Here is a 25,950-nt window from a genome sequence, read left to right as displayed (position 1 = left end):
AGTTCCATCGGGTGTGCGCTAAGCTCTTTTCGTCCCTCATTGGGACCCCCTTTTGATTTCTTGTTGAACATTTGCAGTTGCCAGACCGCAAACTGTTTTAACAAATCAAAAGGGGTTTTTATAACTGGCTCAAAGCTGAAAGCTTTACTGAACCCCCAGCCTAGCTGGGGGTTTTCTGTGCACAAAAAAGCGGGCCCCGTTGAGGCCCGCCGCGTTCGCCGTTATCCAGATGCTTATCCGGATAGCTTGTTCAGGCGAATAGCAATTAAATCGACGTCCGGCGGTAGTTGCGATACTCCGGCTGCCAGAAGTTATCGCTTATCGCCTGCAGCAGCGCCTCGGCGGAGGTTTTCACCGCTACGCCCTGTTCCTGCGCCACTTTACCTACCGCAAAGGCGATGGCGCGCGACACGGTCTGAATATCCTTCAGCTCCGGCAGCACCGGGCCTTCGCCGTTGTTCACCAACGGGGAGTGCTTCGCCAACGTTTCGCTGGCGGCCATCAGCATATCCTCGGTGACCCGCGAAGCGCCGGAGGCGATCACCCCGAGACCAATGCCCGGGAAGATGTAGGAGTTATTGCACTGGGCAATCACGTACTGCTTGCCTTTCAGCGTCACCGGCGCAAACGGGCTGCCGGTGGCAACCAACGCTTCGCCGTCGGTCCAGCTAAGAATGTTCTGCGGCGTCGCCTCTACCCGGGAAGTGGGGTTCGACAGCGGCATGACGATCGGCCGTGGGCAGTGCTTATGCATCTCGCGAATAATCTCTTCGGTGAACAGTCCCGGCTGGCCGGAAACGCCGATCAGAATATCGGGCTTGACGTTGCGCACCACGTCCAGCAGAGAGAGGACGTCGCTGGTGGTATCCCACTGCTGCAGATTTTCCCGCTTCTGCACCAGCTTGCTCTGGAACGGCAGCAGGTTCGGCATCGCGTCGGTGAGCAGGCCGAAGCGATCGACCATAAAGACGCGCTGGCGCGCGGCTTCCTCGCTCAGGCCCTCACGCTGGATCTGGGCGACGATCTGCTCGGCGATACCGCAGCCGGCGGAACCGGCGCCGAGGAAGACAATTTTCTGTTCGCTCAGCTGGCTGCCGGCGCCGCGGCTGGCGGCGATCAGCGTACCCACGGTGACCGAAGCGGTGCCCTGGATATCATCGTTGAACGAGCAGATTTCATTCCGGTAGCGGTTAAGCAGCGGCATGGCGTTCTTCTGCGCAAAGTCTTCAAACTGCAGCAGCACGTCCGGCCAGCGGTGCTTAATGGCCTGGATAACGTCATCAACGAACTGATAGTACTCGTCATCGGTGATACGCGGGTGGCGCCAGCCCATATACAGCGGATCGTCGAGCAGCTGCTGGTTGTTGGTTCCGACGTCCAGCACAACGGGCAGCGTGTAGGCTGGGCTGATCCCGCCGCAGGTGGTGTACAGCGACAGCTTCCCGATAGGGATGCCCATTCCGCCGATGCCCTGATCGCCAAGACCGAGGATTCGCTCACCGTCGGTAACCACGATCACCTTAACGTTGTGATTAGGCACGTTTTGCAGGATATCGTCGAGGTTATGTCGGTTCTGGTAGGAGATAAATACGCCCCGGGCGCGGCGATAGATTTCGGAGAAGCGTTCGCAGGCGGCGCCGACCGTCGGGGTATAGATGACCGGCATCATCTCTTCCAGATGGTTGCCAATCAGGCGATAAAAGAGCGTTTCGTTGGTGTCCTGGATATTGCGCAGGTAAATGTGCTTATCGATCTCGCTTTTGAACCCCTGATACTGGATCCACGCGCGCTCAGCCTGCTCTTCGATAGTTTCAACCACTTCCGGCAGCAGGCCCAGCAGGTTGAAGCTGCTGCGCTCTTCGATGCTGAAGGCGCTACCTTTATTGAGAAGCGGGAACTCGAGCAGGACGGGGCCCGCGTAGGGGATGTACAGGGAACGGTTTTTTTTATGGGTGAATTGCATCGCACTAACTCCTTGATAATCGCTTCAGGCCCGGCGCGGCGATAGACGAGCGGGCTGGCAGGGAATGCTGCGGGCAGAGTATAGAGCAGTTGCTGTTAAAGAGGGGGGATAGCGTTAAAAAAACACCATCCTGGCAAAAGGACGGTGTTTTTATCATCACTCAGTCGAGAAATTAGCCCGCGCGGCGTTTGCGGCCGGTGGCGTGGGCGTGGTTGATGGTGGTTTCCACATCGCCGTCCAGCACCACTTTTTTCTGCTGGGACAGCTTATAGTTCAGACCGAGAAGATGACGTGCCTGATGGTTCGATTTCATTCTTACTCCTTAATCCACTTCTGTTTCAAGGACAAGCCCGGCGAAACCGGACGAAATATAACCCTAACGGCGGCCCGTTAACCGAACCGCGCACTCTATGGTGGTCTATTTTTACGCCAATGGCAACCTTCTGCAGAAAAATGGTATGGCGGCACCGCGCATTATTGCGCGATAGATAGCGGCGAATTTTTCGCTGTCGATGAATAAATCCAGCACAATTTTGTCATCACTATTTTTTGTTATCTTCCGCACAGTTATTAATTTTCACAACCACTTAGTGAAATTACGTAATTGTGATCAAGCGTATAAATATTACCTTGATTAGCGTGGTATCAGGCACCCTCGTCGGGCGTTATTTAATGGGGAGTATAATAAAAAGGACAACACCTTGAAAAATATAAATTATGAGGAGTTACGCGTATACAGAAAAAGACCGATTACGCTGCTGCGCTCCTTAGGCTATGCCATGAACGATCTCAACGGGTCGGCGTGGGGAACGCTGGTCGGCTCTTACCTGATGATATTTCTCAGCACCTGGGCGGGGTTAAATGCCGGGGTGGTGGGGACCATGTTATTCTCGCTTAAAATACTCGATATGATCGTTTGCGGGGTGATTGGTGGCGTTTCCGACCAGCTCTTTCGCACGGCGCTTGGGCGCAGACTGGGGCGCCGACATAGTTTATTTTTAATCGGCGCGACGCTCACCTTAATCTGTTTTCCGCTGCTGTTTACGGTCCATGTCGGTTCTTATCTATGGTATTTCGTGGTGTTGTTCCTGCTTGATACCGCCCAGTCGTTTAATAATATTGCGTATGAAACGCTCGCTACGGAAATGACCGAGAAGGCGCATGAGCGGGTGAAACTGAGCTCGGTGCGGATGTTTGTCTCCGCCTTTGGCACCTTTGCCGTTACCGGCTTGCCTGCGCTGCTGCTGGCAATGCTGGGCAGCGATAGCGCCCAGGCTTATACCATTTCCGGGATTGTGTTTGGTATTGTCCTGTTTGCCGGGACCGTCATTACCTGGCTGACTACCTGGGAGTTTTCACCGGGATATGTCGCAGCGTTCGAGAAAGGCGCTAAGGAGCCACGAGCAAAAAACATTATTTACGCGAGCAATGAATATCTTCACGTGATGAGAACCAAAGCTTGCCGTCGAACCTGCGTTATCTATTTTGTCTCGTATTTCGCGAAGGACTGTTTCAACACCGCCTTTTTCTTTTATGTCGTATTTATCCTCGGTCTGTCACAGGGAATGGCGCAGGCTGCCTCGTCGCTCTCTATTATTGGTTTGATGGTGGTGCCGATCGCCACCTATTTTATGTTTAAATTAGGGCCGAAATGGCTCTGGTCAGTGGCCTTTGCACTAATGATTGCCGTTCTTATCTATTATCTGGGGTTATATGTCTTGCATATTTCGCTCTCTGATGGAAGCGCATTCATTACTATTTTAATCTTGTCAGGATTATTCCAAATCGGGCGGCAGACGATGGAATATACGGTGTGGAACGTGATTCCGCTGGTACCGGATGTCGATACCCTGGTTTCTACCAAACTGCGCGCTGGAACGTTTGCTGCGTGCCAGACTTTTACTCGTAAATTAACCGGTGCGATCGGCTCCGCGATTATTGGTTGGATCCTCGCTGTTGGCGGATTTGATAAGTCTCTGACGGTGCAAACTCCAGCGGCACAAATGGCCATCATGACCGCTTTTATTTTTATTCCGCTTATTTGCCTGATCTACTCCCTGTATCTGATTCGCACATTTAATCTGAATCCGCAGACCCACAAGGTTGTTAAGGCTGAGATGGATCGTCTGCAGCAGGGGGGAGCCAAAGAGGATGTTGATCCGCAGACCCGGGCCATCGTCGAGGATCTCACCGGCTACGCTTATGATGAAATTTGGGATGCCAAAAAATGACTATCTATACTGTCAGCGAAAATAGCGATCTACAGACCCTGATTGACGAAGCTGCCCGTACGGCAACCGCCGAACATGGCGCAGAGATTTGTTTCCCGCCCGGCACCTGGCTGACGGGGCCATTGACCCTGTCCAGTCATATGACCCTCACTCTGGAGGAGGGGGCGACAATCCGTTTTATTGCCGACCCGCAGCTCTACCCGCCGATCTGGACGCGCTGGGAGGGAGTTGAATGCTATGCGCTGCATCCACTCCTCTACGCTGCGAATGCCTGCAACATTACCCTGCGCGGAGCGGGCGTGATTGATGGGGCTGGCCAGTGGTGGTGGGACACCTTCCGCCAGATAGAAGAGGAAGACCGTCAGGCGCCGCGGGAGATCTGGGAACTGCCGCTGGCGGCGCTGAATCCTGATTATCGTTCACGCCCCGGCGGCGGCGGGCGCCCGCAGACGCAATTCCTGCGCCCGCCGCTGGTTCAGTTCTGGAACTGTTCCGCGATTCGCCTGCAGGGCATTACCCTGCAAAACTCGCCATTCTGGACCCTGCATACCGTCTATTCCCGTGACATCATCATCTGCGGCGTGAAAATTATCAACCCGGCCGATGCCATCAATACCGATGCTATCGATCTGGATTCCTCAGAGAATATTACTATCGAGGACTGTCTGTTTGATGTGGGTGACGACGCGATTACCTTAAAATCCGGCTCGGGAGCGGACGGCCTGCGCATCAACCGTCCCACCCGCAACGTTACGGCACGTCGCTGTCGGATCCTCGCCAGCCACGGCGGTATCGCCATTGGTTCGGAAACGGCGGGGGGAATTGAAAACGTATCGGTGAGCGATTGCGTTTTCGTGGGCACCCAGCGGGCGATTCGCCTGAAATCCCGGCGCGGCCGGGGCGGCACCATTAAAAACATAACATTGCGCGATCTGACAATGGATGGCTGCTGGTGCCCGATTGTGATCGGGCAATATTTTGCCCCGGGCGTACTGGCGCATGAACGCGACGTGACGCTTTCCGAACAGCCGCAGCCGCTGACCGCCATGACGCCGCATATCCGTAATGTCGATATTGAGAATGTGCTGGCGACCAACGTGCTCTCCAGCGCCGCCTTCATTGTCGGGCTACCGGGAGCGCCGATCGACAATGTGAACATCAGAAACTTCAGCTATGCCCTGGCGCCGGAAGAACGGCTGCTGGAGACCTGGAATACGGAACCCACGGCAGGGCATTTTCACGACGACGATCGCGGCATTAAGGTGATTAACGCCCGCAACGTGAAAATTGAGTAACCTCGCGCTGCAGCCGACGCATTAGCCTCGGGCCTGGCCGCGGTCAGGTCCCGATCTGCTGCAGGTTGGTGTTGTTACCACTTCATCTCGCCGGTGTTGACCTTCGCGCTCAGCTCCAGCGAGCTCTCTTCCGCCAGCTTCGGCCAGCGCTGCTTCATCTCTTTGATCACGCCGGCGGAATCCTTATGCTTCTGCAGCGCCTGCTCAAACTGCTGCAGGTAGTCGCGGGTGAAGACGATTGCGCGGTCGCCTGCCGGCGGCGTGCCAAGATAGTGTCCCGGAATCACCTGCTGCGGATGCAGCGCGGTCATATGGTCGAGGGTTTTAAGCCACTGCAGGCGGCTTTCAGCGGTCTGGGTATCGGCGGTCCAGACGTGCATGTCCCAGGCGATGCCGGTACCGCCGAGAATGGCCTTATTACCCGGGATCCACACATAGGCGGCGTAGCTATCCGGCTCGCGGATTTCGACCTTCTCGCCGTCGATGGTAAAGGTGTGGGCTTCAATCACCTGCGGAGCATAGACCTGCTGCGGGGCGCCGTCTTTCATCTGCGGTCCCCACCAGGCCAGCTTCGCGGCTTTGGTGGCGTTAATGTGATTGACCACTTCCTGCGTCGCGACAATTTTCGCCTGCGGGAAGGCTTTAACCAGCGGCTCAAGGCCGAAGTAGAAATCCGGATCGCCGGAGGTGATCACAATCCGGCTCAGCTTCTTGCCGCTTTTACGGATCATTTCAACCAGCTTCTCGCCGTCCTTGACGCTGAACTGGGCGTCAAACAGCACCGCTTCGTGAGGGCCGGAGGCCAGCGTTGAGTTGACGGCGAAAATCCCTTTATCCTGCGGGTTGTAGGTTTGCAGCTGCAGCGGTGCGGCGAAGGCGGCGCTGCTGAACAGGGCGGTGGCGATGGCAAGGGTCGAAAGTTTCATGATTGTTTTCTCAATGTCGGGTGAATAACGCTATTTTACGTATTTCCTGATTTGCGAAAATTCCTGAAAAAAGAGATGCTGAGTTTCATAAAACGTGCAGATGGAAATGACGTATGGATAGAATTATCGCCGCCAGGGTGTATATCCGCATTTGCGAGCTGGGCAGCCTCAGCGCCGCCGCGCGGGCGCTGGGCATGTCGCGGCCGATGGTCAGCCGCTATCTTGAGCAGATGGAGCACTGGGCCGGCAGCCGCCTGATCCACCGCTCCACGCGCCGGCTAACGCTCACCGCCGCCGGTGAGAAAGTGCTGCAAAAAACCCGCAGCCTGACCCAGCTTTCGGATGAAATTGCCGGTCAAACCGAACGGGCGGTGCCCAGCGGTACGCTGCGGGTGGCCTGCGCCCACTTTACGGCGATGCAGCTTATTTCTCCGCTGCTGCCGGATTTTCTCGCCCGCTATCCGCAGCTGCGTCTTGAGCTGGATATCAACAACCATCCGGTCAGCCTGATCGGCGAACGCATCGACGTGGCAATCCGCATCACCGATAACCCGGAGCCTGGCGCCATCGCCCGCCGGCTGGGGGTCTGCCGGTCGGTGCTCTGCGCCTCGCCGCGCTGGCTGCAGCTGCACGGCCAGCCGCAGACCCCCGACGACCTGAGCCAGCATAACTGCTTGCATTACAGCCATTTTGCCGCCCCGCAGTGGCAATTTACCGATCCCGAGGGGGAAGCGGTGTCGGTGGCGGTCTTCGGCAACCTTAGCGCCGGGATCTCCTCATTGCTGCTCGATGCGGCGGTAGCTGGCTGCGGCATTGCGATGCTGCCGGTGCTGGAGGCGCAGCGCGCTCTGAACAGCGGGGCGCTCAAGCCGGTACTGCCCGCCTGGACCCCGAAAGCGCTGAGTGTCTACGGCATTTATCTCTCCCGGGATTACCAGCCCAGCGCGCTGCCGCTGTTCCTCGACGAAATCCAGCAGCAGCTGGCGCAAATCAGTTAACGATACTGTCTCCCGCCGCCCGATCCTGAAGATACCCTGCAGACCCCGCATCGCGCGGTCTGCAGGTCTGTTCATGTCCGCAATCTGGCGCCACGGATATTTTGTGTACGGTTCTCTTTCGTGAGCCATCTCCGACTTTCATTCTAATCCTCTGAGCAAATCTAGACATATCGCAATTTGAGATATATCAATATATGTACATTATTTTACCAATGATTAACATTCAGGAGCGGAGAATGGATCTGGGGATTGCCGGCAAGCAGGCGTTCGTCTGTGCATCATCGCAGGGGCTGGGCCTGGCCTGCGCGACGGCGCTGGCGGCTGAAGGGGTAAATGTCGTCCTCAACGGGCGTCATGAAGAGAAGCTGGCACCGGCCGCGGCGGCGCTGAGCGCGCGTTTTCCGCACATTGCGGTGGCGACTATGGTGGCCGACCTGACACAGCAGGAAGGCAGGGCGGCGATCCTCGCGGCGTACCCGCAGATCGACATTCTGGTCACCAACAACGCCGGTCCGCAGCCCGGGGCGCTCGCCGACTGGCATGAAGAGGCGCTGCTGTCGGCGATGGCGGCCAATTTCATTCCGGCGGTGCAGCTGATTCGGGCCTGGCTGCCGGGCATGCAGCAGCGGCGCTTCGGGCGGATCGTCAATATCACTTCGGCGATGGTCAAGGCGCCGCACTACATGATGGGGCTTTCCACCTCGGCCCGCACCGCGCTGACGGCGATCTGTAAAGCCATTAGCCGCGAGGTGGTCGCCGATAACGTGACCATCAATAACCTGCTGCCGGAGCGCATCGATACGCCGCGCCAGGCATTTATGCTGGAGCGATTGATGGCGAAAGAGGGCATAAGCCTGGAAGAGGCGCGCCGCCGCAATGAAGTCACCATCGCCGCCGGTCGTTTCGGCCGCCCGGACGAGTTTGCCGCCGCCTGCGCTTTTCTCTGTAGCCATCAGGCTTCCTACATTTCCGGGCAAAACCTGCAGCTCGACGGCGGGTCCTACGAGGGGCTGCTATGAACGCCGATATCCAGGCACTACTGGCGCTGGAGAACGAACGCCAGCAGGCGTTGGTTGCCGGAGACCGCCGGCGCCTCGCGCCGCTGCTGGCTGACGATCTGCTGCATATTCACAGCACCGGCATGGCGCACAGTAAAAACGCGTTCCTCGAACATGTAGTCAAAATGGGTGGTTTTGTCGCTATTGAGCGGCCAACGCCGGAGATCAGGCTGCTGGGCGATATTGCCATTATCAGCGGCGAAACCTGCAATATTGTGCGTTTGCTGAGCAATGGCACCGAACAGGTTCGCCACGGTTATTCCACGCTGGTGCTGCGTCGTACCCCGCAGGGCTGGCAGATTGTGCTGTCACAAATGACGCCCTTCGCGGCATAAAAAGGAGTGATATGAAGCTCGTGCGCTATACCCACCAGGGACGAACGCGTCTCGGAAAAGTTGTCGGTTCCACGGTTATCGATCTGTCCGAAATTGCCGGCATCGAACATTCGATGCGCCTGTTGCTCAACGACCTGCCGGCGCTCCGTGCACGGCTCGAACAGGCGACCGGCCCGGCGGTGGCGCTGGAGGATGTCCACCTTGAGGCGCCGATTATCGATCCGCAAAAATTTCTCGGCATCGGCATGAACTACCGCAAGCATGCCGAGGAGGCGCGGCTGGCGGGCATCACGATCCCGTCGTCGCAGCTGTGGTTTAACAAACAGGTGTCCTGCATCAACGGCCCGTTCGACCCGGTGGTGAAGCCGCGTCTGAGCGAGCAGATGGATTATGAAATCGAGCTCGGGGTGGTTATCGGTCGCCGTTGTCGCCACGTCCGCGCCAGTGAAGCGCCGGGGGTGATTGCCGGCTACCTGATCGTCAACGATCTCTCCGCCCGCGACTGGCTGAAAAAATCGCCGACCTTCACGCTGGGGAAATCCTTCGATACCCACGGGCCGCTGGGCCCGTGGCTGACCACCGCCGATGAAATCGCCGACCCGATGGCGCTAAATATGACGCTGACGGTAAACGGTGAATACCGCCAGCAGGCGGCCACCGGCGATATGATTTACGACATCTATCAACAAATTGAATATCTTTCCTCGGTGATGACGCTGGAGCCGGGCGACGTGTTTGCCACCGGAACGCCTTCAGGTATTGGCGCGCCGCGCGACTGCTTCCTGCAGCCGGGAGATGTGATGCAGCTGACTATCGATGGCCTGGGGTCGATGACCCATCGCGTAATCGCCGACGAAGACGCTGACGCCGCGACAGGAGAGGCAAGATGAGCCGACACCTATTTCGCGACTATCTGCTGCCCGCCGACGCGCCACGAATTCTGGCTGCCCGCAATGTTGACGTCGCCACCTACGGTGCGAGGATGCTGGCGACGGAGAAAGCCCGCGATCTGCAGGCCCAGTGGCAGGCGAAACTGGATGAGACGTTTCGCGGGATCACCACTGACGGGGCGGTTCGCCGCGGACTGTTCCCGTTAGCGGATGAAGGTTTTGTCGTTGATGAGGCGGTTGCCGCTGCCACGGTGCTGCTGGAGACGCTGGACGCCAACGCCCGACAACGCGTCTGTCAGCCCATTGACGCCCCGCAGTGGCGGGCCTGGTATAACCCGGAAATCCCGTTCAATGACTATGGCGTGCGCCTCGAAGCTACCGGCCCGGCGACGCGCGAGGCGTTTCTCGGCCTGCTGCGGACCTGTACCAGCGACAGCGGGTTTAATAAAGTCACCCGGCTGATGGACGCCAACCATTTTCTCGGCGAGCTGTATGACCTTAACAACATCATGAATCGCTGGAGCTTTCACTTCATGCTGTTTGGCGAGCCTTCCGTCGACAGGCCCTGGGGCTGGAATATTTACGGCCACCACGTCGCCTTTTGCTGCTTTATCGTCGGTCGCCAGCTGACCATCGCCCCGACCTTTATGGGCGTGGAGCCGAACGTTATCGACCGCGGCGATGACAGCGACGGGGCGTTGTTTACCGAAGAGGAGCGCTGCGGCCTGGAATTAATGCAGGCGCTGACGCCAGACCAGCAGACACGGGCGACGATTTTCCAGCACATGGAAGACCCGGCGATGCCGGTCGAACGCTTCAATTTTGCCGACCAGCGTCATCTCGGCGGCGCATTCCAGGATAACCGCATTATTCCCTATGAAGGCATTTGTGTGGCGGAATTTACGCCGTCACAGCGGGCGCAGCTAATGGCGACGGTGGCCTGTTTTCTGGATTTTCTACCCGATGCCCCGCGACAGCACCGGCTGGCGTTAATCGAGCAGCACCTGGCAGACACCTGGTGGTGCTGGATCGGCGGCTGCGGCGATGACGATGTCTTTTATTACCGCATTCAAAGCCCGGTGGTGATGCTGGAGTTCGACCACCATAGCGGGATGTGGCTGACTAACGAACAGCCGGCGCGTTTTCATATTCATACGATTACGCGTATTCCTAATGGCAACGATTATGGTAAAGCGTTATTGAAACAGATTCAGCCGTAAGCTGTGCAGTTCATTTCTGTCAATATCACCTGTCGCCGTGACTATTATTCACGGCGCGGGTGGGCGCACTGACGCGCCACTCACTAAGCGGTAATAAGCGGTAAATAAAAAACATCTCTGTCCCCTGCAATGAGGTTATCTGGCAATGGAATTAAACGGTTCATTCAGAGTCCCGACGCGGGCATTATTTCCGTTGGCGTTATTATGCAGTAGCGCTTACGCCAATACAGCCCCCATTGGCAATGATTCTGATTCATTTAACGACTGGCTGGCGCAAGGTAATATCTATGGAGAAGTCAAGACAATGCAATTTTTTAAGGAGTACAGTGGCACCGTCGCCGATAAACAAACCCACGCCTTCGGCGGCGATATTCAATATGTCAGCCCCGAATTTTATGGTTTTAGCTTTGGCGTCGCGGAATATGGTTCATGGAACCTGGGGCTGAATCCCGATAATAGTGAAAAAACCGAAGGCTATCTGCCGGCGGATAATATCAATGTGCTGGGTAAAGCCTATCTGCGCTACCGCGGATATGGTTTTAACCTGCAGGGCGGGCGCATCACGCTGGATACGCCTTTTGCCAACGGCGGTGAAGGCCGGACGATGATCCCTGCGTTGTATGAAGGTTTTGGCGGCGACTACAGCCTGCTGGATAAGCAGCAGCTGAAGCTGTACGGCTACCGGATATATCGCTTCAAGCCCTTTAGTTCCGATACCTTTGGCAAAGGCGATACCGGCGCACCTGAAGTAGACGATACCTCTATTCCGTCGGTGGACAGCGATGGTTTCACCACCTTCGGGCTGCGCTATGGTCATCTGTACGATGCTCAGGCCGAAGCCTGGTATTACCATTTCGATAAGCGGGCGCAGATGGCTTTTGCCGGGACTGAACTGCCGGTTCGGGGGTTAAGTATCGGTGACTGGACGCCATTTTTTGGCGCGCAATATCTGCATGAATGGGATACTTCCGATCAATCCTGGCCGTATAAAAATATCGATACCGATCTCTATTCCGCGCGCATCGGTATTCGTTCGCGGCAACACAGTTTCTCGGTAATTGCCACCCATGTGCCGAGCAAAGATGACGCCTTTTTAAATGGCGCCTATTTTGCGCCATATAACTTCGGTATTTATGACACGACCCCCATTGAGGCCGGACAGCCGCTGGCGTCGATGATTACCAGTAATCAGCCAGGCGACGCGCTGGCAGTGCGCTATGTTTATCATAATCAAAACGCGCTGGCGGTTATCGGCTATACGCGGCTGGATTTAAAAGACTCCAGCGGTATTTATTATCCGATTGCCGCCAAAGATATTAATGCCGGGTTTATGATCTTAGGCTATAACCTGACGCCACGGTTACATGCCGAATTTGAATTTGATTATATTGACTCACCGTCGCCGGTTACCGGTGATTATCATGCCGAACGTCTGCGCCTGGTGTATAAATTTGGCGCGATGATGCCGGATAACGATTATTAATTGTCAACAGGATCTGCCGTAACGGCAGATCCTGACAGGAGCATAAGCATGAGTGACCGAACCAGTATTTATAGCCAGGGCTTTGTCCACAGTAACCCCGTGCCGGCGGCCTGTAGAATTGGCAATATGGTGTTTTCCGGCGTGATATATGGCCGCGATCCGCTAAGCGGGGTCGTCCCGGATGATATCGATGCCCAGTGCGCGTTAATGTTCGCTAATCTCAAAACCGTGATTGAGGATGCCGGAGGCTCGCTGGATAATATCGCCCGTCTGACGCTATGGATGGCGGATAAAAGTGAGCGGGAGCGGGTCAACCCCCACTGGCTGCGTTATTTCCCCGACCCGGCATCGCGCCCGGCCCGCTACGCCATTGATGCGGTACTCAGCGGCAATATTCGCGTGCAGTGTGATTTTATCGCCGTACTTTAACCGCCATTTCACCAACGTTTTCTCCGCAGAAATCACTCTTATTCCTCACGCGAATAAAATTCAGACCGGCTTCATCGCTTTACGATATATTTAAAGTCTAGTTATGTTGCAATGGATGAAAAACAGGAGTCGACGATGGAACAAACACAACGCTCCGGAAAAAAGTCCGCCGACACCAAAACCTCGGCTGTCCCGCAGAATGCGGGGCAGACCGGGCGTCGTGGGCGGGTATTCGATTACGGTGAGCTACGCGTGCTGCTCCTGGCGATGCTGTCTGAACAGCCGAGCCATGGGTATGAACTCATTCATGACATTAAAGAACGCTTCGGCGGGTTGTACAAACCAAGTCCCGGGGTTATCTATCCGACCCTGACCTGGCTGTACGACCGTAACTATGCGGTGATCGATCTGGAAAAGGGCGGTCGCAAACGCTACAGCATCACCGACGAAGGACGGGCCTGGCTGACGGCGAATCAGTCGGTGATGGATATGCTTAAGTCGCGGGTGGCGCCGCAGGCCAACCGGGAGTCACCGCCGGTGATGGTCGAGGCGATGGATCATCTGAAGCGGGCGCTGAGCCTGCGGATTAAGTATGAGCCGCTGCCCGCTGGGATGATTGACAACCTGGCGCAGGCGATTCATCTGGCCGCCGAGCGGATTGAGCATCTGCTGACTACCCCGGTACCCGCTGAAGGGCTGCATTCGAGTATTGCCCATATCACGACGCCAAATGCGCCGCGCTTTATGCGCCGGCTGTGCAGCCATTTTCAACATCGTACGCCGGTGGTCAACGATGAGAACAGCGGGCAGTTTCGTCTGAGCATCGGCGATGTGCGGCTGGATGTGCTGGATAATGCGCTGCAGATTACGCTGACCGCGTCGCAGACCGACGATCTTACGGAGATGGAAACCATTCTGGAACGCCATCTGGCAGAGGCGGCGGTGCGCGAGACCTTAGATATTCGCTGGCAGCGGAGCTGATGTTGGTGGTGTAAGCTCTGTGGGTGGCGCACGAAAAAGGGTTCATGTTGTTTATGAACCCTTTTTTTATGGTGTGGTGTAGGGACTGGTGGTTTGGTTGAAAATGGCGGATTCAGGATTGTCTGTGGGATATTCCGTTCACGATAAGTTCTGCGTCATTTCTCAATGTCGTTGTGGGTGAACGGCCTGGGGGGCGTTTCGCTCGCCCCCCAGGACCCCCGGCATTGCGCTGAAAATTGCCGCTTCGCGGTGTGCTCCACTCCGGCTTCATCTGGCGGACCGGGCCGGACTCGACATCCCTGTCTCGACCAGCCCTCTGACGGCCGTCGTGGCCGTCAGTCCTGGATGCGCACCTGCGTTCCCGCCAATTTTCTTGATGCGCCTAACCCCCTTGCTGCCAGCCCGTTGTCGACAGAACCTTCTGCTGTAGCGAAGCAGATCTATGGTGAACGATTAGTCGAGATGGAACATCCGCGCCGCATTTCCGCCGAGGATATTGGCTTTATCTTCCGCTGAGATATCCAGGCTCTGAATCGTATCTACCCCCTGGAAGAACCAGTCTTTACGGATCGGGTAGGAGCTACCGTAGATGATATTTTTGCCACCGATCACCTTCACTGCGGCTTCCAGCTGGGCTTTACCCCATTGTGGTGCGCCGGAAGTATCAAAGAAGATATTGTTGCTTAACTGCGCGCGCAGATTGCCGGTTCCGGTCTGGAAACGATCCACCGCATCGTTGAACTGATGCTGCGGCGGCACCAGCATATCGGCGAAGGCATAGAACGCGCCACCCAGCATGGAATGGATAAAGCGCAGGTTCGGCAGCTCATCAAACATACCGCTGAACAGCTCGCGTCCGACGGCGGTGGCCTGGTCGATACAGCGACCAAACTGGCGACGCTGGTTGGTGTACGGCAGCACCGAGTGGTAGTCCACCGGCAGCGGCGTATGGTGAACCACCACCGGCACCTCCAGCGAGTTCAGGTAGCGCAGGTAAGGGCGGAACGCCGGATCGTCAAGGTAGATTTGCCCGTAGTGCGCGACAATCTGTGCCCCACGGAAACCCAGTTCATTCAGGCAACGATCCACTTCACGCAGACAATCTTCGGTACCCCACGGCGGTACTACCGCCAGCGCCGACATCTTGCCGCCGCTGCGTTTCACATACTCGGCCATCCGGTCGTTGACCTTTTTACAGGTCTCAAGATCCAACCACTCCTGCCACACCGGCAGACGGAAGATCGCATGGTCAATGCCCGCTTTTTCCATGTCCGCCAGCTGGCTTTCAAGGGTGTACTGGCCTTCGGCGTAGTTAAGGTTCACGTAGCCTTTAGGCTGTTCGATGATCAGCTGACGCAACGGTTTACCTTCAATCTGCTCAACCCGGGTGTGCACGCCGTACTGTTTCGGCACGCAGTCGAGAAACGCGTTCAGCAGTTTCTGGTCAGAAAACAGGTCGCCTGGCAGCCAGTGCATGTTGGCATCGATAATTTTAGTCATCTGTACTTTCCTTTTGTTTTTGATATGACGTTGGGGTGTTGTTATTTCTGTTCTGTAGCAAAAACGGACTGATATTTTCCGGGCGCCGCGTTCTCTTTCTGTCCAGGGATCCGCATCCCGGCTTTGGCGTGATATTCGCTAAAAATCGCCAGCGCCTCTTCATGAGGGAAAATGGTTTCGATATCGTCAAACGGCTTACCGCCGCTGCGCTCCTCGACAATCCGGCGCACCACCTCCGGGCCTTCGCCACGGGACGCCAGCACCAGCCAGTTCACCTTGTCGCGGCGCTCTTCTTCGTAGGCCTGCAGTGCGGCGACCGGGTCGCTGATGGCGCTCAGTTTTTCCGCCAGCACCCGGGCGTCAACGAACGCCTGGCACACGCTGTTGCCGCCGCGTGGGTACATGGCATGGGCGGCGTCGCCGAGCAGGGTGATTCGGCCAAACGACCACTGGGGGAGCGGGTCATGATCGATCAGCGGGAACAGGTAGCATTCACGGGCCTGGCGGATCATCTCGCTGACGTTGAGAAAACCGAGCTGGCAGTCGTCGAACACATGTTCGATCTCTTTCACGCCGGTCTGCTGGTTCCAGTCCTCTTCGCTTTGCGGTTTTTCCGCCTGTTCAATCACCCAGTTGACTAGTTGATTGCCCTGACCATCGACATTGTCCTGAATGGGGTAGACGATCAGGGTGCCCTGACGAATCGGGTCGCCGATGTGCAAAATCGAGCCGCCGGTTTTGATCGGTGGCATCACGGTGACGCCGCGATACAGCGTCAGGCCGGAAAAGTGGCTGCGCTCAGACGCCGGCAGCAGCTGGCTGCGTACCGCGGAACGAATGCCGTCGACGCCAATCACCACGTCGGCGCGTACCTGCTGCGGTGCGGCGGGATTCTGGCTGTTATCGAAGGTCACGGTCACGCCGTGCTCATCCTGAGTGAAATCCACGCAGCGGCAGCCGAGAGTAATGGCGTCGGGGCCCAGACGTTCCTGCACGGCACGGTAGAGCATCATCTGCAGATGACCGCGGTGCACAAACCGCTGGTCATGCTCATACCCCATATGGCGACCGCACTGTTCGCCGAAAATCTGCTGGCCATAGCCGGTGTAGAAGATGGACTCCTGAGCCTCGACGGAGATTGCGCAAAACTCCTCGTAAAGCCCCAGTTCTGTTAACTCTTTCACCGCGTAAGGTTTGATATCCACGCCGACGCCCAGCGGTTTAATTTCCGGTACGGCTTCAAATAAACGTGGGGTAAATCCCTGCTGGTGTAAGCGCAGGGCTGCAGCCAGCCCTGCCGGACCGGCACCAATAATGACGATATCCAACATAATGACTTCCTCAGTGTGTTTTATCGGCAGGCCTGATGGCCTGCCATCGTTAGTTCACGGATGATTTGTTAATGCCTGCGCTCTCGGTGGCGCGATGTTCAACGGTCGATTTATGGTTCGGATCGCGTAACCACACGGGGATACCGACCAGGCATACCGCCAGTCCTCCCATCACCAGTAGCGAAAGCGAGTGGCCGGTATGGTTGTGCAGCGCATTGAAGAACAGCGGCGGGCCGAGAAAGACGCCGATCAACGTCAACTGCGTGATAAGCCCGCTGGTTGCGCCAATGCTGTCCCGCGAAGGAGCCACCACCGGTGCCAGCGCCCACATGCCCACCAGCAGACCGCTGCCGAAGGTAAAGACCCACGACGCCACCAGCGAAGGCCACAGCCCCAACTGCAGGCTGAAGATCATCAGCGCCGGAAGACCCGTAAGCACGATCCCGATCGCCCCAATCAGCGTCGCCCGGACCCCGCGGTTGAGCAGGGCGCCGACCATCAGACAGCCGATGCCGTTACAGACCATCGCCACCACGTTCCAGCGCGAGACCGCCAGCACATCCACGCCATAGTTTTTGGCCAGCCACGGTGCGAGGGTGGTGATCACGCCGGTCTGCAAAAATGCATCAGCACCGAAGGAGATCCCCAGCAGCCACGGCAGCGGGCTTTTCAGGACATCGCGCAGACCCCGGGTTCGCGAGAACATGACCTTTTCTTCCGCACTGCGTCGCGGCAGGCACAGTTGCGCCAGCATCACCAGCAGTAGCGTCAGGATCGAGTGGGCCAGGAACGCCGCCCGCCAGTCGGCAAAATGCTCCGCCAGGCCGGCGGTCAGGAACGGCAGCAGAAAGCTGGCGGGGACAAAGGTCGACCACAACGCCATCGCCATCGTTCGCTGTTTGCCGGTGGTGATACGGATCAGCAGCGTCACCGCGGCCACCGCCGCCAGAACGTAGCCGACGCCGGTAATCGCGCGACAGATAAGCAGTAGCTTGAAGGTCGGAGAAGCAATCACCAGCAGATCGCCGGTGACGATCGCCAGCGCGCCAATCAACAGCACCACCCGGTCGCCGAAGCGGTCGACGGTGTAGCCCGCCAGCAGCGCGCCGAGGGCGACCATCAGGGAAGGGAGCGACATGATCAGCCCCACCTGACCGTGCCCGTTAATCTGAAACTCTCTGGCAATGGCGCCCAGCTCGGTCACCGCCTCGCTGACGGTCATTGCCGCCATCACGCCGAGCGCGTAGGTCACCAGAATTCTGAGGTAAGCATTTTGAAAAAATGTAGCCACAATCGTACTCCTGGATGCTGTTAAGTTTGCTCTCAGGCCGCGTGCGACGCTGGGAGCGATGAGGTACAGCGTGTGACGATGTGCAAAATCAGGCGTCGTTGGCCATGGCCAGGAAGCGTTCCAGATCCGGCGGCTCCACCCGCAGACGCGGCGGCTGCGGTGTGACCCCGACGAAGGTGGTGGCTTCGGTAAACCACTTGTTCTGTGCCGGCAGACCCCACTGGTCGGCCCGTTTCGGATCGGCGAGATCCCAGCCGATCGCCGGTTCCGGATCGATGTGCTGGTAATGGGTGTTGAACAGCTCGATGCGGTGCCCGTCGGGATCGCGGAAATAGATGAACAGCGCGCCGCTGATCCCATGGCGTCCTGGGCCGCGCTCCAGCTGCGGGGCATAGCCGAGCGCGCCAGCCACATCACAGGCGCGGATCATGTCGTTGGTGTCCGGGATGGTGTAGGCAAAGTGGTGCAGACGCGGGCCGACGCCGTTGGTAAAGACGATGTCGTGCGGGTTGCCTTTGCGCTGCATCCACACGCCCCACAGCTGCGTTTCGCCTTCCAGTTCGGACCAGGTGTATTCGCTGGTGCGAAAGCCCAGGCGCTGATAGAAGTCGAAGGCGGTACGCACGTTGCTGGCCTGCAGCTGGTAGTGGTCAAGCCGCTGGGCGCAGGCGCCGCGATAGCGATCGTACTGCTTGAACATCCGCTCACACGGCTCCATGCTGGCGCAGAATTCCAGCGGTACGCCGATGCTGTCATTGACGTGCAGGGTTAATCCCTGCCAGGGAACATCCACCAGTCGGGCATCAATGCCCTGGTCGTTGAAGTACGCCATCGCCCGCAGAATGTCCTCATCGCTGTGGACCCGCATGCCGATACGCGCACAGCCCGGTTGCGTACTTTTACGCAACACCAGACTGTGGTGACCGCGCTCTTCCAGGCCACGTAACCAGACGGTGGATGCATCTTCATCGCTGACGATCAGGCCAACCAGCTCGCAATAGAAATGTTTACTTGCCTCCAGGTCCCGTACGTTCAGAACCACATGGCTGGCCCGCGTCACGTTGAAGGGGGGCTGGCCGACGATCTCATTTATGTGCTGCATTGTAGGGTTCTCTCTTTCAGTCATCACTTCAGGTATCGGATACGTGGCGACTCTGCGGTCGCCTGTGCTGATCAAGACAATGCTCAATTGAGATATATCTTTTATTGCGATATATCGTGTAATGAACTGATAGTAGATGAGCCGAAAAAATTCGCTATCTCGCAATGATGAAAATGTGATCTGTTGCGCGAATGTTAATCATTGTCATTATGCTGTTAAAAAACAGCCCGCGGCGTGCGCTGCATTAACGTTTTGTTTTCGATAGAATTGTCCGAATCGGGACCCAGGATCGCCTACGCCATCTATACTCAGGATTCGACATCTCAACAGGAGCGAATCGATGGCAATCCATAAGAAAGGTCAGGCGCACTGGGAAGGGGATTTGAAAAGTGGGAAGGGGACGGTATCGACCGAAAGCGGCGCGTTGCACCAGCAGCCCTACGGTTTCAATACCCGTTTTGAAGGGGTGAAGGGGACCAACCCCGAAGAGTTGATTGGCGCGGCGCATGCCGCCTGTTTCTCGATGGCGCTGTCGCTGATGCTGAGCGAAGAGGGGTACACGGCCACGTCGATTGACACGGTTGCCGTGGTGACCCTGGATAAATCCGGCGGCGGTTTTGCCATTACTCAGGTGGCGTTGCAGAGCCAGATAGTCCTGCCGGGCATTGATGCGGCGGCCTTTGATGGCATTATTCAGAAAGCGAAAGCTGGCTGCCCGGTATCGCAGGTACTCAACGCCGAAATTAGTCTCGACTACCAGCTAAATCCTTGAGCCTCCGGTGCCCGTTTGCCGCGGGCACTTTCTCCACTGCGTTATGCGGAATATCTTCATTCGGGTTAAATTTCGGGCCAGTTTCGCGCCAGATAGTGGTATCTTTTGCCGTCACGGACAGCATCAGGCACAGCAATGACCCGCATACGAGAAGCGATCGAGGCCCAGGTTCTGGGTCTTACCGGTATGGCATTAAAAGAGATTGATTTTGAGCAGCCGAAAGGGGAACCGGGGCTATTCGGTCCGTCCTCCGCCATCTGGCAGGTACACGGCGATTTCACTTCGATGCTGTGCGGCGGCATCAGCGCCTTGCTGTTACAGATGCTGCACCCGCTGGCGCTGGCCGGCGTCTGGGATCACTCCAACTTTCGTGACGATATCTTTGGTCGCCTGCGGCGCACCAGCCAGTTTATTTCTGCCACCACCTTTGGCACCACTCCCGACGCCGAGCGCCTGATTGCCAAAGTGCGCGGGATTCACCTGCGGGTCAGCGGCTGGGACAAAGACGGAACCGCATATGAAGCCAGTGACCCGTCGCTGTTGACTTGGGTGCATGTGGCGGAATGCAGCAGCTTTATGGCGTCGCACCTGCGCTACAAGCGCACCGTGGTCAGCGAAGCGCAGCAGACGCAATATTTTCATGAAGCGGCGGAAATTGCCCGTCGTCTGGGCGCGCAGGATATTCCGCTGACTCCGCGCCAGGTGGCGGAGTATCTGCAGGATATGCGCCCGTCGCTGCGCTGCGATGAACGCACGCGGGAGGTGGCCGATGTGTTGCTCAACACCCGATTACCCAGCCGCCTGAGCCAGCCGGTGGGGCAGCTGCTGATGCGTGCCGGGGTAGATCTGCTGCCGCCCTGGGCGCAGGAAATGCTGTCGCTGCGACAACATCCTGTGCAGCGACATACCGCGAGGCTGGCGGTGCATGGGGTGGCCAGAGTGCTGCGGGCTTCGGTGCGTAATGGGGCTTATCATTGTGCGATGCGCCGCATGAACGAGCATTAATTAACATATATATACTCGTCATACTTCAAGTTGCATGTGTGTTGGCTACGTTCGCTCACCCGAATCACTTACTGGTGTAAGCTCATCGGGATTCACTCCCTTGCCGCCGTCCTGCAACTTGAATTATTTAGAGTATAAATGAGAGTGTATTAATTATTTTCTGGCGCGATATGCGCCATGATGATGCTATTTTTCCGGTGCCTAACTTTATTTCGTTAGCATATATTTCGCCCGCACAGGGCGTATTATCTCGGGAGCCGCAACGCGCGACGATGTTATTTTCCACGCCGAGTAAAAAACGACCGCTATTTCCTGCTTGTCGCCACCACGCCGCTCGATGCCGCATGATAGCTGGATCCACGCGCTGCTGGCAGAAGATTGCCTGAAAGCGAAAAAGGGACCATACTTGATCCGCCATTATTCCATCGCTGGTTTATGGTTATTCACTAACGCGCGTACACTTGCAGTATGCCGGGGATCTGTTCAATACAATAAGCCAATCGGTTAATAGCGTTACGCTATTGCCAGAATCGGCATTCAGGAAGTTAGCTCATGATCATTCGACCAGAACAACACTGGTTTCTTCGCCTGTTTGACTGGCACGGTTCGGTGCTGTCAAAAATCGTCTTTCGCCTGCTGCTCAACGTGCTGATGTCGATTATCGCGATTATTAGCTATCAGTGGTATGAACAGCTGGGGATCCATTTAACCGTTGCGCCGTTTAGCCTGCTGGGTATCGCCATCGCGATCTTTCTCGGCTTTCGCAACAGCGCCAGCTATAACCGCTTCGTCGAGGCGCGCAACCTGTGGGGAACGGTATTAATTGCCGAGCGCACGCTGATGCGCCAGCTGAAAAATATTCTACCGGCCGCCGCAGAAACGCATAAAAAAATAGCCAGCTACCTGATTGGCTTTAGCTGGAGCCTGAAGCACCAGCTGCGAAAAACCGATCCCAGCGCCGATCTTTACCGCCTGCTGCCGCGCGACGCGGCGGCGGAAATTATCGCCAGCTCGATGCCGACTAACCGGATCCTGCTGCTGGTGGGGCATGAGCTAGGCCAGCTGCGCGAAGCGGGGAAGGTCAGCGATATCACCTACGGCCTGATGGACAATAAGCTGGACGAGCTGGCGCACGTGCTGGGCGGCTGCGAACGTTTAGCGACCACGCCGGTGCCTTTTGCCTACACCCTGATTTTGCAACGCACCGTCTACCTGTTCTGCACGCTGCTGCCGTTTGCGCTGGTCGGCGATTTGCACTACATGACGCCGTTTGTCTCGGTGTTTATCTCGTACACCTTTTTGTCCTGGGATTCACTGGCGGAAGAGCTGGAAGATCCGTTTGGCACCGCGGCGAACGATTTACCCCTCAACGCCATGTGCAACACCATTGAGCGCAACCTGCTGGATATGACCGGCCAGCACCCGCTGCCGGAGCCGCTGCGCCCCGACCGCTACTACAACCTGACCTGATCGACTGCCGGGCATGACTGTTAAATAAGTTAAATCTAACGTGTGATAGATAACATTGATTATACAGTTCTGCGCCTGATTGTTATGCTTTCGTTAACAAAACGTCCGCCTGCGGTTATCGCGGCGGACGTATCGTTTTTACGTCGACCCACCGTTCGACGGGCATTCAGGAGCAGATATGAACATGAAAAGACGCGCAGTGCCTGGCGTGCATCCCTATGACGGTCCGGCCGGCGGCTGGGGCGCGCTGAAAGCGACCGCCATTGCTGTGCGTACCCAAATGGATGCCCTCGTTGCGCCGCAAACTCTGCTTCGCACCAACCAACCGGATGGTTTTGACTGCCCCGGCTGCGCGTGGCCGGACAAAGAGCACAAGTCGACCTTCCAGTTTTGTGAAAACGGTGCCAAAGCGGTGACCTGGGAAGCGACCAGCAAGCGCGTGACCCCGGCGTTTCTGGCGGCAAATACCGTCAGCTCGCTGCTGGCAAAAAGCGATTTTGAACTGGAAGGATACGGGCGTATTACCACGCCGCTGGTCTACGACCGGGACAGCGACACGCTGCGTCCGACCTCGTGGGAGCAGGCTTTCGCGCGTATCGGCGAGGTGGTCAGCACCATGGCGCCGGACGAAGTGGAATTCTATACCTCCGGTCGTGCCTCCAACGAAGCGGCTTATCTGTTCCAGCTGTTTGCTCGCGAGCTGGGCACCAACAACTTCCCGGATTGCTCCAATATGTGCCATGAATCGACCAGCGTCGGGCTACCACAGTCGATCGGGATTGGCAAAGGCACGGTTTCGCTGGATGACTTTGACACCACCGAACTGGTGATTTCTATCGGCCATAACCCCGGCACCAACCATCCGCGAATGATGGGCACACTGCATGAGCTGTCGCGCCGTGGGGTGCCGATTATCGTCTTTAACCCGTTGAAAGAACGTGCGCTGGAGCGTTTTGCCGATCCGCAAAACGTTATCGAGATGGCGACCTACGGCTCCACGGATATCGCCTCAACCTATTTCCAGGTCAAGGCGGGCGGCGACGCGGCGGCGCTGAAGGGTATTGCCAGGGCGCTGCTGGAGATGGAAGAGGCGCAGGGTAACGTTCTCGACCGACAGTTTATCGCCGAGCATACCCAGAATTTTCAGGCCTTCGCCGACGATTTACTCGCCACCCAGTGGCAGGATATCGAGCGTGAATCCGGCCTGACCCGCGCGGACCTGCAGCGGGTGGCGCAAGCCTATGCGGCATCGAAAGCGACGATCGTCACCTACGGCATGGGGATCACCCAGCATAACAAAGGGACCTCGAACGTCCGGCTGATCGCTGACCTGCTGCTGATGCGCGGCAATATCGGTAAACCCGGCGCCGGGATCTGCCCGTTGCGCGGTCACTCAAACGTTCAGGGCAACCGCACCGTCGGCATCACCGAGAAACCGAGCGCCAGCTTCCTTGCGAAGTTGCAGGCGGAATTTGGTTTCGTGCCGCCGCAGGAACATGGTCATGATGCGGTGAAAGCGCTGCAGGCGATGATCGAGGGTAAATCGAAGGTGCTGTTGTGCCTCGGCGGTAACTTTGCGGTGGCGATGCCCGATCATGCGCGGGCCTTCCCGGCGATGCGCGGGCTGGATCTCAGCGTGCATGTCGGCACCAAACTTAACCGCTCGCATCTGCTGGTGGCGAAAGAGACCTTTATTCTGCCGTGCCTGGGGCGTACCGAGCTGGATGAGCAGGAGACCGGGCGCCAGTCGATCACCGTGGAAGATTCGATGTCGATGGTCCACGCTTCGTCGGGCAAGCTGAAACCGGCCTCGCCGCAGCTGCGTTCGGAGCCGGCGATTGTGGCCGGCATGGCGATGGCGGCGCTGCCCGCCACTAAAATCGACTGGCTTTCGCTGGTGGCGGACTACGACCGTATCCGCGATCTGATCGAGCGCACCATCCCCGGTTTTGACAACTACAACCAGCGCATTCGCCACCCGGGCGGTTTCCGGATGCCGCTGCCGCCGACGGAGCGTATCTGGCCGACCCCGAGCGGTAAAGCGATGTTCTCGGTGTTCCACGGGGTCCATGAAAATGTGCAGGTCGAAGGCGACGAGGTGATGCGGCTGGTGACCTTGCGCAGCCACGATCAGTACAACACCACTATTTACGCTATGGATGACCGCTACCGCGGCATTTTCGGCCGCCGTGACGTGCTGTTTATGAACGAGCAGGATATGGCGAAGCAGGGGCTGGAGCATGGCGACCGGGTGGATATCACCACCGCCTTGCCGGACAGCGACCTGCGGCTGGAGGATATAACCCTGGTGGCCTACAGCATTGCTCCCGGCACCGTCGGCGCCTACTATCCGGAAGCTAACGTGCTGGTTCCGCTGGACTATATTGATCAGGAAAGCGGCACGCCGTCGTATAAATCGGTGCCGATTCGTCTGACCCTGCGTTCAAAAGAGATCCTGCCGCTCGCAGGAGTACGTTAATCCCTCCCGTCCGGCTGCCGGTACCCACCGGCGGTCGGACGGTCACTGTTTTACGCTCGCACTCGTTTCCTCAATCGCCGAACCGCTGCCACTTCCGAATGGCACTGCATCGCATTGCCTGTGCGGCTTGTATTTGGCCGATGCGGAACGTAACATTTACCTGACATGCTTTTTTTTCCGCGACGGACGAGGTCTGCATCGTCGTGAGGTTCGTCATTAGCGGACCGTTCTACACCGGGTCAACCATGGATATCAAACAGCTCAAATACCTGATCGCCCTCGATCAAACCCGTCATTTTGGTCAGGCCGCGGCGCTTTGCCATATCACGCAACCCACCTTATCCATGCGTATTCGCAGTCTGGAAGAGGAGCTGAATCTGGTACTGATTCAGCGAGGACAGCGCTTCGAGGGCTTTACGGCCGAGGGCGAGCGTATTCTGGCATGGGCGCGGGCGCTGCTGGCGGCCCATGACGGGCTGGAAGCGGAAGCGGCGATTTGCCGCGGTCAGATGGTGGGGCAGCTGCGGGTCGGGATGGTGCCGCTGGCCAGTCTTAACCCGATGCAGTTGATTAAACCGCTCAGCGAGAAATATCCTGAGCTGCAGTTCAGCCTGCTGTCGCTGACGTCTGAGCAGATTATCGACGGCGTGAGCCGCAACCAGCTCGATCTTGGGATCTGCTATCTGCACCATGTCGACAGCCAGCTTTTCCACGTGCGGTGGCTCCCGACCACGCGAATGGGGTTGCTGCACGATAAACGCCACTTTCAGTTTGCCCAGGGCACCCCGGACTGGGAGACCCTGGCCGCCTTGCCGCTCGGTTTTCTCACCAAAGGCATGTACTACCGTGAATCTATCGAGATGAGCTTTAAGGGCAAAGGACTGACGCCGAAAACGGTGTTTGAAAGCGACTCGACCTTTCAGATAATCCAGGCGGTACAGGCCGGGATCTGCTGTGCGATTATGCCGCTCAACAATGGTCTGGAAGCGTTAAGCGATAATCTCGACATTATTCCCATCGCCGAAACCGAAGTGGATTCCATGCTGGCGCTGATTATGCGTAATAAAGAGCCGGTGTCGTCGCTGGCGGAAAAATGTTTTGCCGATGCCCAGCGGATATTTAACGAGTAGCCGTTAGCGAGCGGACGGCTTATTTGCAGTCATCCTGATTGAGGCGGGTAAATAACGTGTT

General features: G+C 57.2%; 23 protein-coding genes. 15 read left to right on the top strand and 8 right to left on the bottom strand.

The window, feature by feature from the left end:
• From GVK32_RS29275 to sra, 3 genes are all read right to left on the bottom strand, one after another.
• The coding region (locus GVK32_RS29275; protein ID WP_227697902.1) for a hypothetical protein at positions 1 to 185 on the bottom strand (185 nt) is incomplete at its 3' end.
• A gap of 80 nt (positions 186 to 265) precedes the next feature.
• A complete protein-coding gene (locus GVK32_RS24910; RefSeq protein WP_159873131.1) occupies positions 266 to 1,963 on the bottom strand; it encodes an NAD-dependent malic enzyme in 1,698 nt (565 codons plus the stop codon).
• Positions 1,964 to 2,135: 172 nt separating this feature from the next.
• The gene (sra, locus tag GVK32_RS24905; protein WP_004861775.1) at positions 2,136 to 2,276 is read right to left on the bottom strand and encodes a stationary-phase-induced ribosome-associated protein; all 141 of its coding nucleotides are present in this window, start codon (positions 2,274 to 2,276) and stop codon (positions 2,136 to 2,138) included.
• A gap of 388 nt (positions 2,277 to 2,664) precedes the next feature.
• On the opposite strand from sra, the gene GVK32_RS24900 reads away from it, so the two are divergent.
• Positions 2,665 to 4,194 carry an MFS transporter gene (locus GVK32_RS24900; RefSeq protein WP_200842939.1) on the top strand — a complete coding sequence of 510 codons (1,530 nt, stop codon included), beginning with the start codon at positions 2,665 to 2,667 and terminating at the stop codon, positions 4,192 to 4,194.
• Positions 4,191 to 5,489, top strand: coding sequence for a glycoside hydrolase family 28 protein (locus tag GVK32_RS24895; RefSeq protein WP_159873129.1), 1,299 nt, complete (start codon positions 4,191 to 4,193; stop codon positions 5,487 to 5,489). The genes GVK32_RS24900 and GVK32_RS24895 overlap by 4 nt, the downstream gene beginning before the upstream one ends.
• Positions 5,490 to 5,563: 74 nt before the next feature.
• On the opposite strand, the gene GVK32_RS24890 is transcribed toward GVK32_RS24895, so the two are convergent.
• A complete protein-coding gene (locus tag GVK32_RS24890) occupies positions 5,564 to 6,415 on the bottom strand; it encodes a Vmh family MBL fold metallo-hydrolase (RefSeq protein ID WP_159873127.1) in 852 nt (283 codons plus the stop codon).
• A gap of 113 nt (positions 6,416 to 6,528) precedes the next feature.
• On the opposite strand from GVK32_RS24890, the gene GVK32_RS24885 reads away from it, so the two are divergent.
• The 8 genes from GVK32_RS24885 (at position 6,529) to GVK32_RS24850 (ending at position 13,809) form a co-directional block, all read left to right on the top strand.
• Positions 6,529 to 7,413 (top strand): LysR family transcriptional regulator, encoded by an 885-nt coding sequence (locus tag GVK32_RS24885; RefSeq protein WP_159873125.1) that lies wholly within the window; start codon positions 6,529 to 6,531, stop codon positions 7,411 to 7,413.
• 236 nt (positions 7,414 to 7,649) lie between these two features.
• Positions 7,650 to 8,432, top strand: coding sequence for an SDR family oxidoreductase (locus GVK32_RS24880; RefSeq protein ID WP_159873123.1), 783 nt, complete (start codon positions 7,650 to 7,652; stop codon positions 8,430 to 8,432).
• A complete protein-coding gene (locus GVK32_RS24875; protein WP_159873121.1) occupies positions 8,429 to 8,806 on the top strand; it encodes a nuclear transport factor 2 family protein in 378 nt (125 codons plus the stop codon). The genes GVK32_RS24880 and GVK32_RS24875 overlap by 4 nt, the downstream gene beginning before the upstream one ends.
• Positions 8,807 to 8,817: 11 nt before the next feature.
• Positions 8,818 to 9,696 (top strand): fumarylacetoacetate hydrolase family protein, encoded by an 879-nt coding sequence (locus GVK32_RS24870; RefSeq protein WP_159873119.1) that lies wholly within the window; start codon positions 8,818 to 8,820, stop codon positions 9,694 to 9,696.
• On the top strand, positions 9,693 to 10,916 hold the full coding sequence (locus GVK32_RS24865) for a DUF3500 domain-containing protein (protein ID WP_159873117.1): 1,224 nt from the start codon (positions 9,693 to 9,695) through the stop codon (positions 10,914 to 10,916). Before GVK32_RS24870 ends, GVK32_RS24865 begins: the two co-directional genes overlap by 4 nt.
• Positions 10,917 to 11,220: 304 nt before the next feature.
• Positions 11,221 to 12,399: a hypothetical protein gene (locus GVK32_RS24860; RefSeq protein WP_227697901.1), complete on the top strand. Its 1,179-nt coding sequence runs from the start codon at positions 11,221 to 11,223 to the stop codon at positions 12,397 to 12,399.
• 48 nt (positions 12,400 to 12,447) lie between these two features.
• Positions 12,448 to 12,828 (top strand): RidA family protein, encoded by a 381-nt coding sequence (locus tag GVK32_RS24855; protein ID WP_159873113.1) that lies wholly within the window; start codon positions 12,448 to 12,450, stop codon positions 12,826 to 12,828.
• Positions 12,829 to 12,963: 135 nt separating this feature from the next.
• On the top strand, positions 12,964 to 13,809 hold the full coding sequence (locus GVK32_RS24850; protein ID WP_159873111.1) for a DUF2218 domain-containing protein: 846 nt from the start codon (positions 12,964 to 12,966) through the stop codon (positions 13,807 to 13,809).
• A 453-nt stretch (positions 13,810 to 14,262) separates the two neighbouring features.
• Here GVK32_RS24850 and GVK32_RS24845 read toward each other — a convergent pair whose 3' ends face one another.
• The 4 genes from GVK32_RS24845 to hpaD all read right to left on the bottom strand — a co-directional run bounded on the left by GVK32_RS24845 (position 14,263) and on the right by hpaD (position 19,033).
• Positions 14,263 to 15,309, bottom strand: a complete 1,047-nt coding sequence (locus GVK32_RS24845; RefSeq protein ID WP_159873109.1) for an amidohydrolase family protein — start codon at positions 15,307 to 15,309, stop codon at positions 14,263 to 14,265.
• A 41-nt stretch (positions 15,310 to 15,350) separates the two neighbouring features.
• A complete protein-coding gene (locus GVK32_RS24840) occupies positions 15,351 to 16,640 on the bottom strand; it encodes an FAD-dependent monooxygenase (protein WP_159873107.1) in 1,290 nt (429 codons plus the stop codon).
• Between the two features lie 49 nt (positions 16,641 to 16,689).
• On the bottom strand, positions 16,690 to 17,931 hold the full coding sequence (locus tag GVK32_RS24835) for a CynX/NimT family MFS transporter (protein ID WP_159873105.1): 1,242 nt from the start codon (positions 17,929 to 17,931) through the stop codon (positions 16,690 to 16,692).
• 88 nt (positions 17,932 to 18,019) lie between these two features.
• Positions 18,020 to 19,033: a 3,4-dihydroxyphenylacetate 2,3-dioxygenase gene (hpaD, locus tag GVK32_RS24830; RefSeq protein ID WP_159873103.1), complete on the bottom strand. Its 1,014-nt coding sequence runs from the start codon at positions 19,031 to 19,033 to the stop codon at positions 18,020 to 18,022.
• A gap of 340 nt (positions 19,034 to 19,373) precedes the next feature.
• Here hpaD and GVK32_RS24825 point away from each other — a divergent pair, with 340 nt between their 5' ends.
• The 5 genes from GVK32_RS24825 to GVK32_RS24805 all read left to right on the top strand — a co-directional run bounded on the left by GVK32_RS24825 (position 19,374) and on the right by GVK32_RS24805 (position 25,889).
• Positions 19,374 to 19,805, top strand: a complete 432-nt coding sequence (locus GVK32_RS24825) for an OsmC family protein (protein WP_123754288.1) — start codon at positions 19,374 to 19,376, stop codon at positions 19,803 to 19,805.
• A 135-nt stretch (positions 19,806 to 19,940) separates the two neighbouring features.
• On the top strand, positions 19,941 to 20,810 hold the full coding sequence (locus GVK32_RS24820) for an oxygenase MpaB family protein (protein ID WP_159873101.1): 870 nt from the start codon (positions 19,941 to 19,943) through the stop codon (positions 20,808 to 20,810).
• Positions 20,811 to 21,362: 552 nt separating this feature from the next.
• Positions 21,363 to 22,280, top strand: coding sequence for a bestrophin family protein (locus GVK32_RS24815; RefSeq protein ID WP_159873099.1), 918 nt, complete (start codon positions 21,363 to 21,365; stop codon positions 22,278 to 22,280).
• 178 nt (positions 22,281 to 22,458) lie between these two features.
• On the top strand, positions 22,459 to 24,759 hold the full coding sequence (locus GVK32_RS24810; RefSeq protein ID WP_159873097.1) for an FdhF/YdeP family oxidoreductase: 2,301 nt from the start codon (positions 22,459 to 22,461) through the stop codon (positions 24,757 to 24,759).
• 245 nt (positions 24,760 to 25,004) lie between these two features.
• A complete protein-coding gene (locus GVK32_RS24805; RefSeq protein ID WP_159873094.1) occupies positions 25,005 to 25,889 on the top strand; it encodes a LysR family transcriptional regulator in 885 nt (294 codons plus the stop codon).
• Positions 25,890 to 25,950 lie beyond the last annotated feature (61 nt).

This window comes from Klebsiella sp. 18074, assembly GCF_902705905.1.
Classification (GTDB): domain Bacteria; phylum Pseudomonadota; class Gammaproteobacteria; order Enterobacterales; family Enterobacteriaceae; genus Klebsiella; species Klebsiella terrigena.
This window is presented reverse-complemented; position numbering and strand designations above follow the sequence as displayed.

Coding starts and splice junctions, on each gene's coding strand:
- GVK32_RS24910 (WP_159873131.1), bottom strand. CDS start 1,963: ATGCAATTCACCCATAAAAAAAACCGTTCCCTGTACATCCCCTACGCG.
- sra (WP_004861775.1), bottom strand. CDS start 2,276: ATGAAATCGAACCATCAGGCACGTCATCTTCTCGGTCTGAACTATAAG.
- GVK32_RS24895 (WP_159873129.1), top strand. CDS start 4,191: ATGACTATCTATACTGTCAGCGAAAATAGCGATCTACAGACCCTGATT.
- GVK32_RS24890 (WP_159873127.1), bottom strand. CDS start 6,415: ATGAAACTTTCGACCCTTGCCATCGCCACCGCCCTGTTCAGCAGCGCC.
- GVK32_RS24885 (WP_159873125.1), top strand. CDS start 6,529: ATGGATAGAATTATCGCCGCCAGGGTGTATATCCGCATTTGCGAGCTG.
- GVK32_RS24880 (WP_159873123.1), top strand. CDS start 7,650: ATGGATCTGGGGATTGCCGGCAAGCAGGCGTTCGTCTGTGCATCATCG.
- GVK32_RS24875 (WP_159873121.1), top strand. CDS start 8,429: ATGAACGCCGATATCCAGGCACTACTGGCGCTGGAGAACGAACGCCAG.
- GVK32_RS24870 (WP_159873119.1), top strand. CDS start 8,818: ATGAAGCTCGTGCGCTATACCCACCAGGGACGAACGCGTCTCGGAAAA.
- GVK32_RS24865 (WP_159873117.1), top strand. CDS start 9,693: ATGAGCCGACACCTATTTCGCGACTATCTGCTGCCCGCCGACGCGCCA.
- GVK32_RS24860 (WP_227697901.1), top strand. CDS start 11,221: ATGCAATTTTTTAAGGAGTACAGTGGCACCGTCGCCGATAAACAAACC.
- GVK32_RS24855 (WP_159873113.1), top strand. CDS start 12,448: ATGAGTGACCGAACCAGTATTTATAGCCAGGGCTTTGTCCACAGTAAC.
- GVK32_RS24850 (WP_159873111.1), top strand. CDS start 12,964: ATGGAACAAACACAACGCTCCGGAAAAAAGTCCGCCGACACCAAAACC.
- GVK32_RS24845 (WP_159873109.1), bottom strand. CDS start 15,309: ATGACTAAAATTATCGATGCCAACATGCACTGGCTGCCAGGCGACCTG.
- GVK32_RS24840 (WP_159873107.1), bottom strand. CDS start 16,640: ATGTTGGATATCGTCATTATTGGTGCCGGTCCGGCAGGGCTGGCTGCA.
- hpaD (WP_159873103.1), bottom strand. CDS start 19,033: ATGCAGCACATAAATGAGATCGTCGGCCAGCCCCCCTTCAACGTGACG.
- GVK32_RS24825 (WP_123754288.1), top strand. CDS start 19,374: ATGGCAATCCATAAGAAAGGTCAGGCGCACTGGGAAGGGGATTTGAAA.
- GVK32_RS24820 (WP_159873101.1), top strand. CDS start 19,941: ATGACCCGCATACGAGAAGCGATCGAGGCCCAGGTTCTGGGTCTTACC.
- GVK32_RS24815 (WP_159873099.1), top strand. CDS start 21,363: ATGATCATTCGACCAGAACAACACTGGTTTCTTCGCCTGTTTGACTGG.
- GVK32_RS24810 (WP_159873097.1), top strand. CDS start 22,459: ATGAACATGAAAAGACGCGCAGTGCCTGGCGTGCATCCCTATGACGGT.
- GVK32_RS24805 (WP_159873094.1), top strand. CDS start 25,005: ATGGATATCAAACAGCTCAAATACCTGATCGCCCTCGATCAAACCCGT.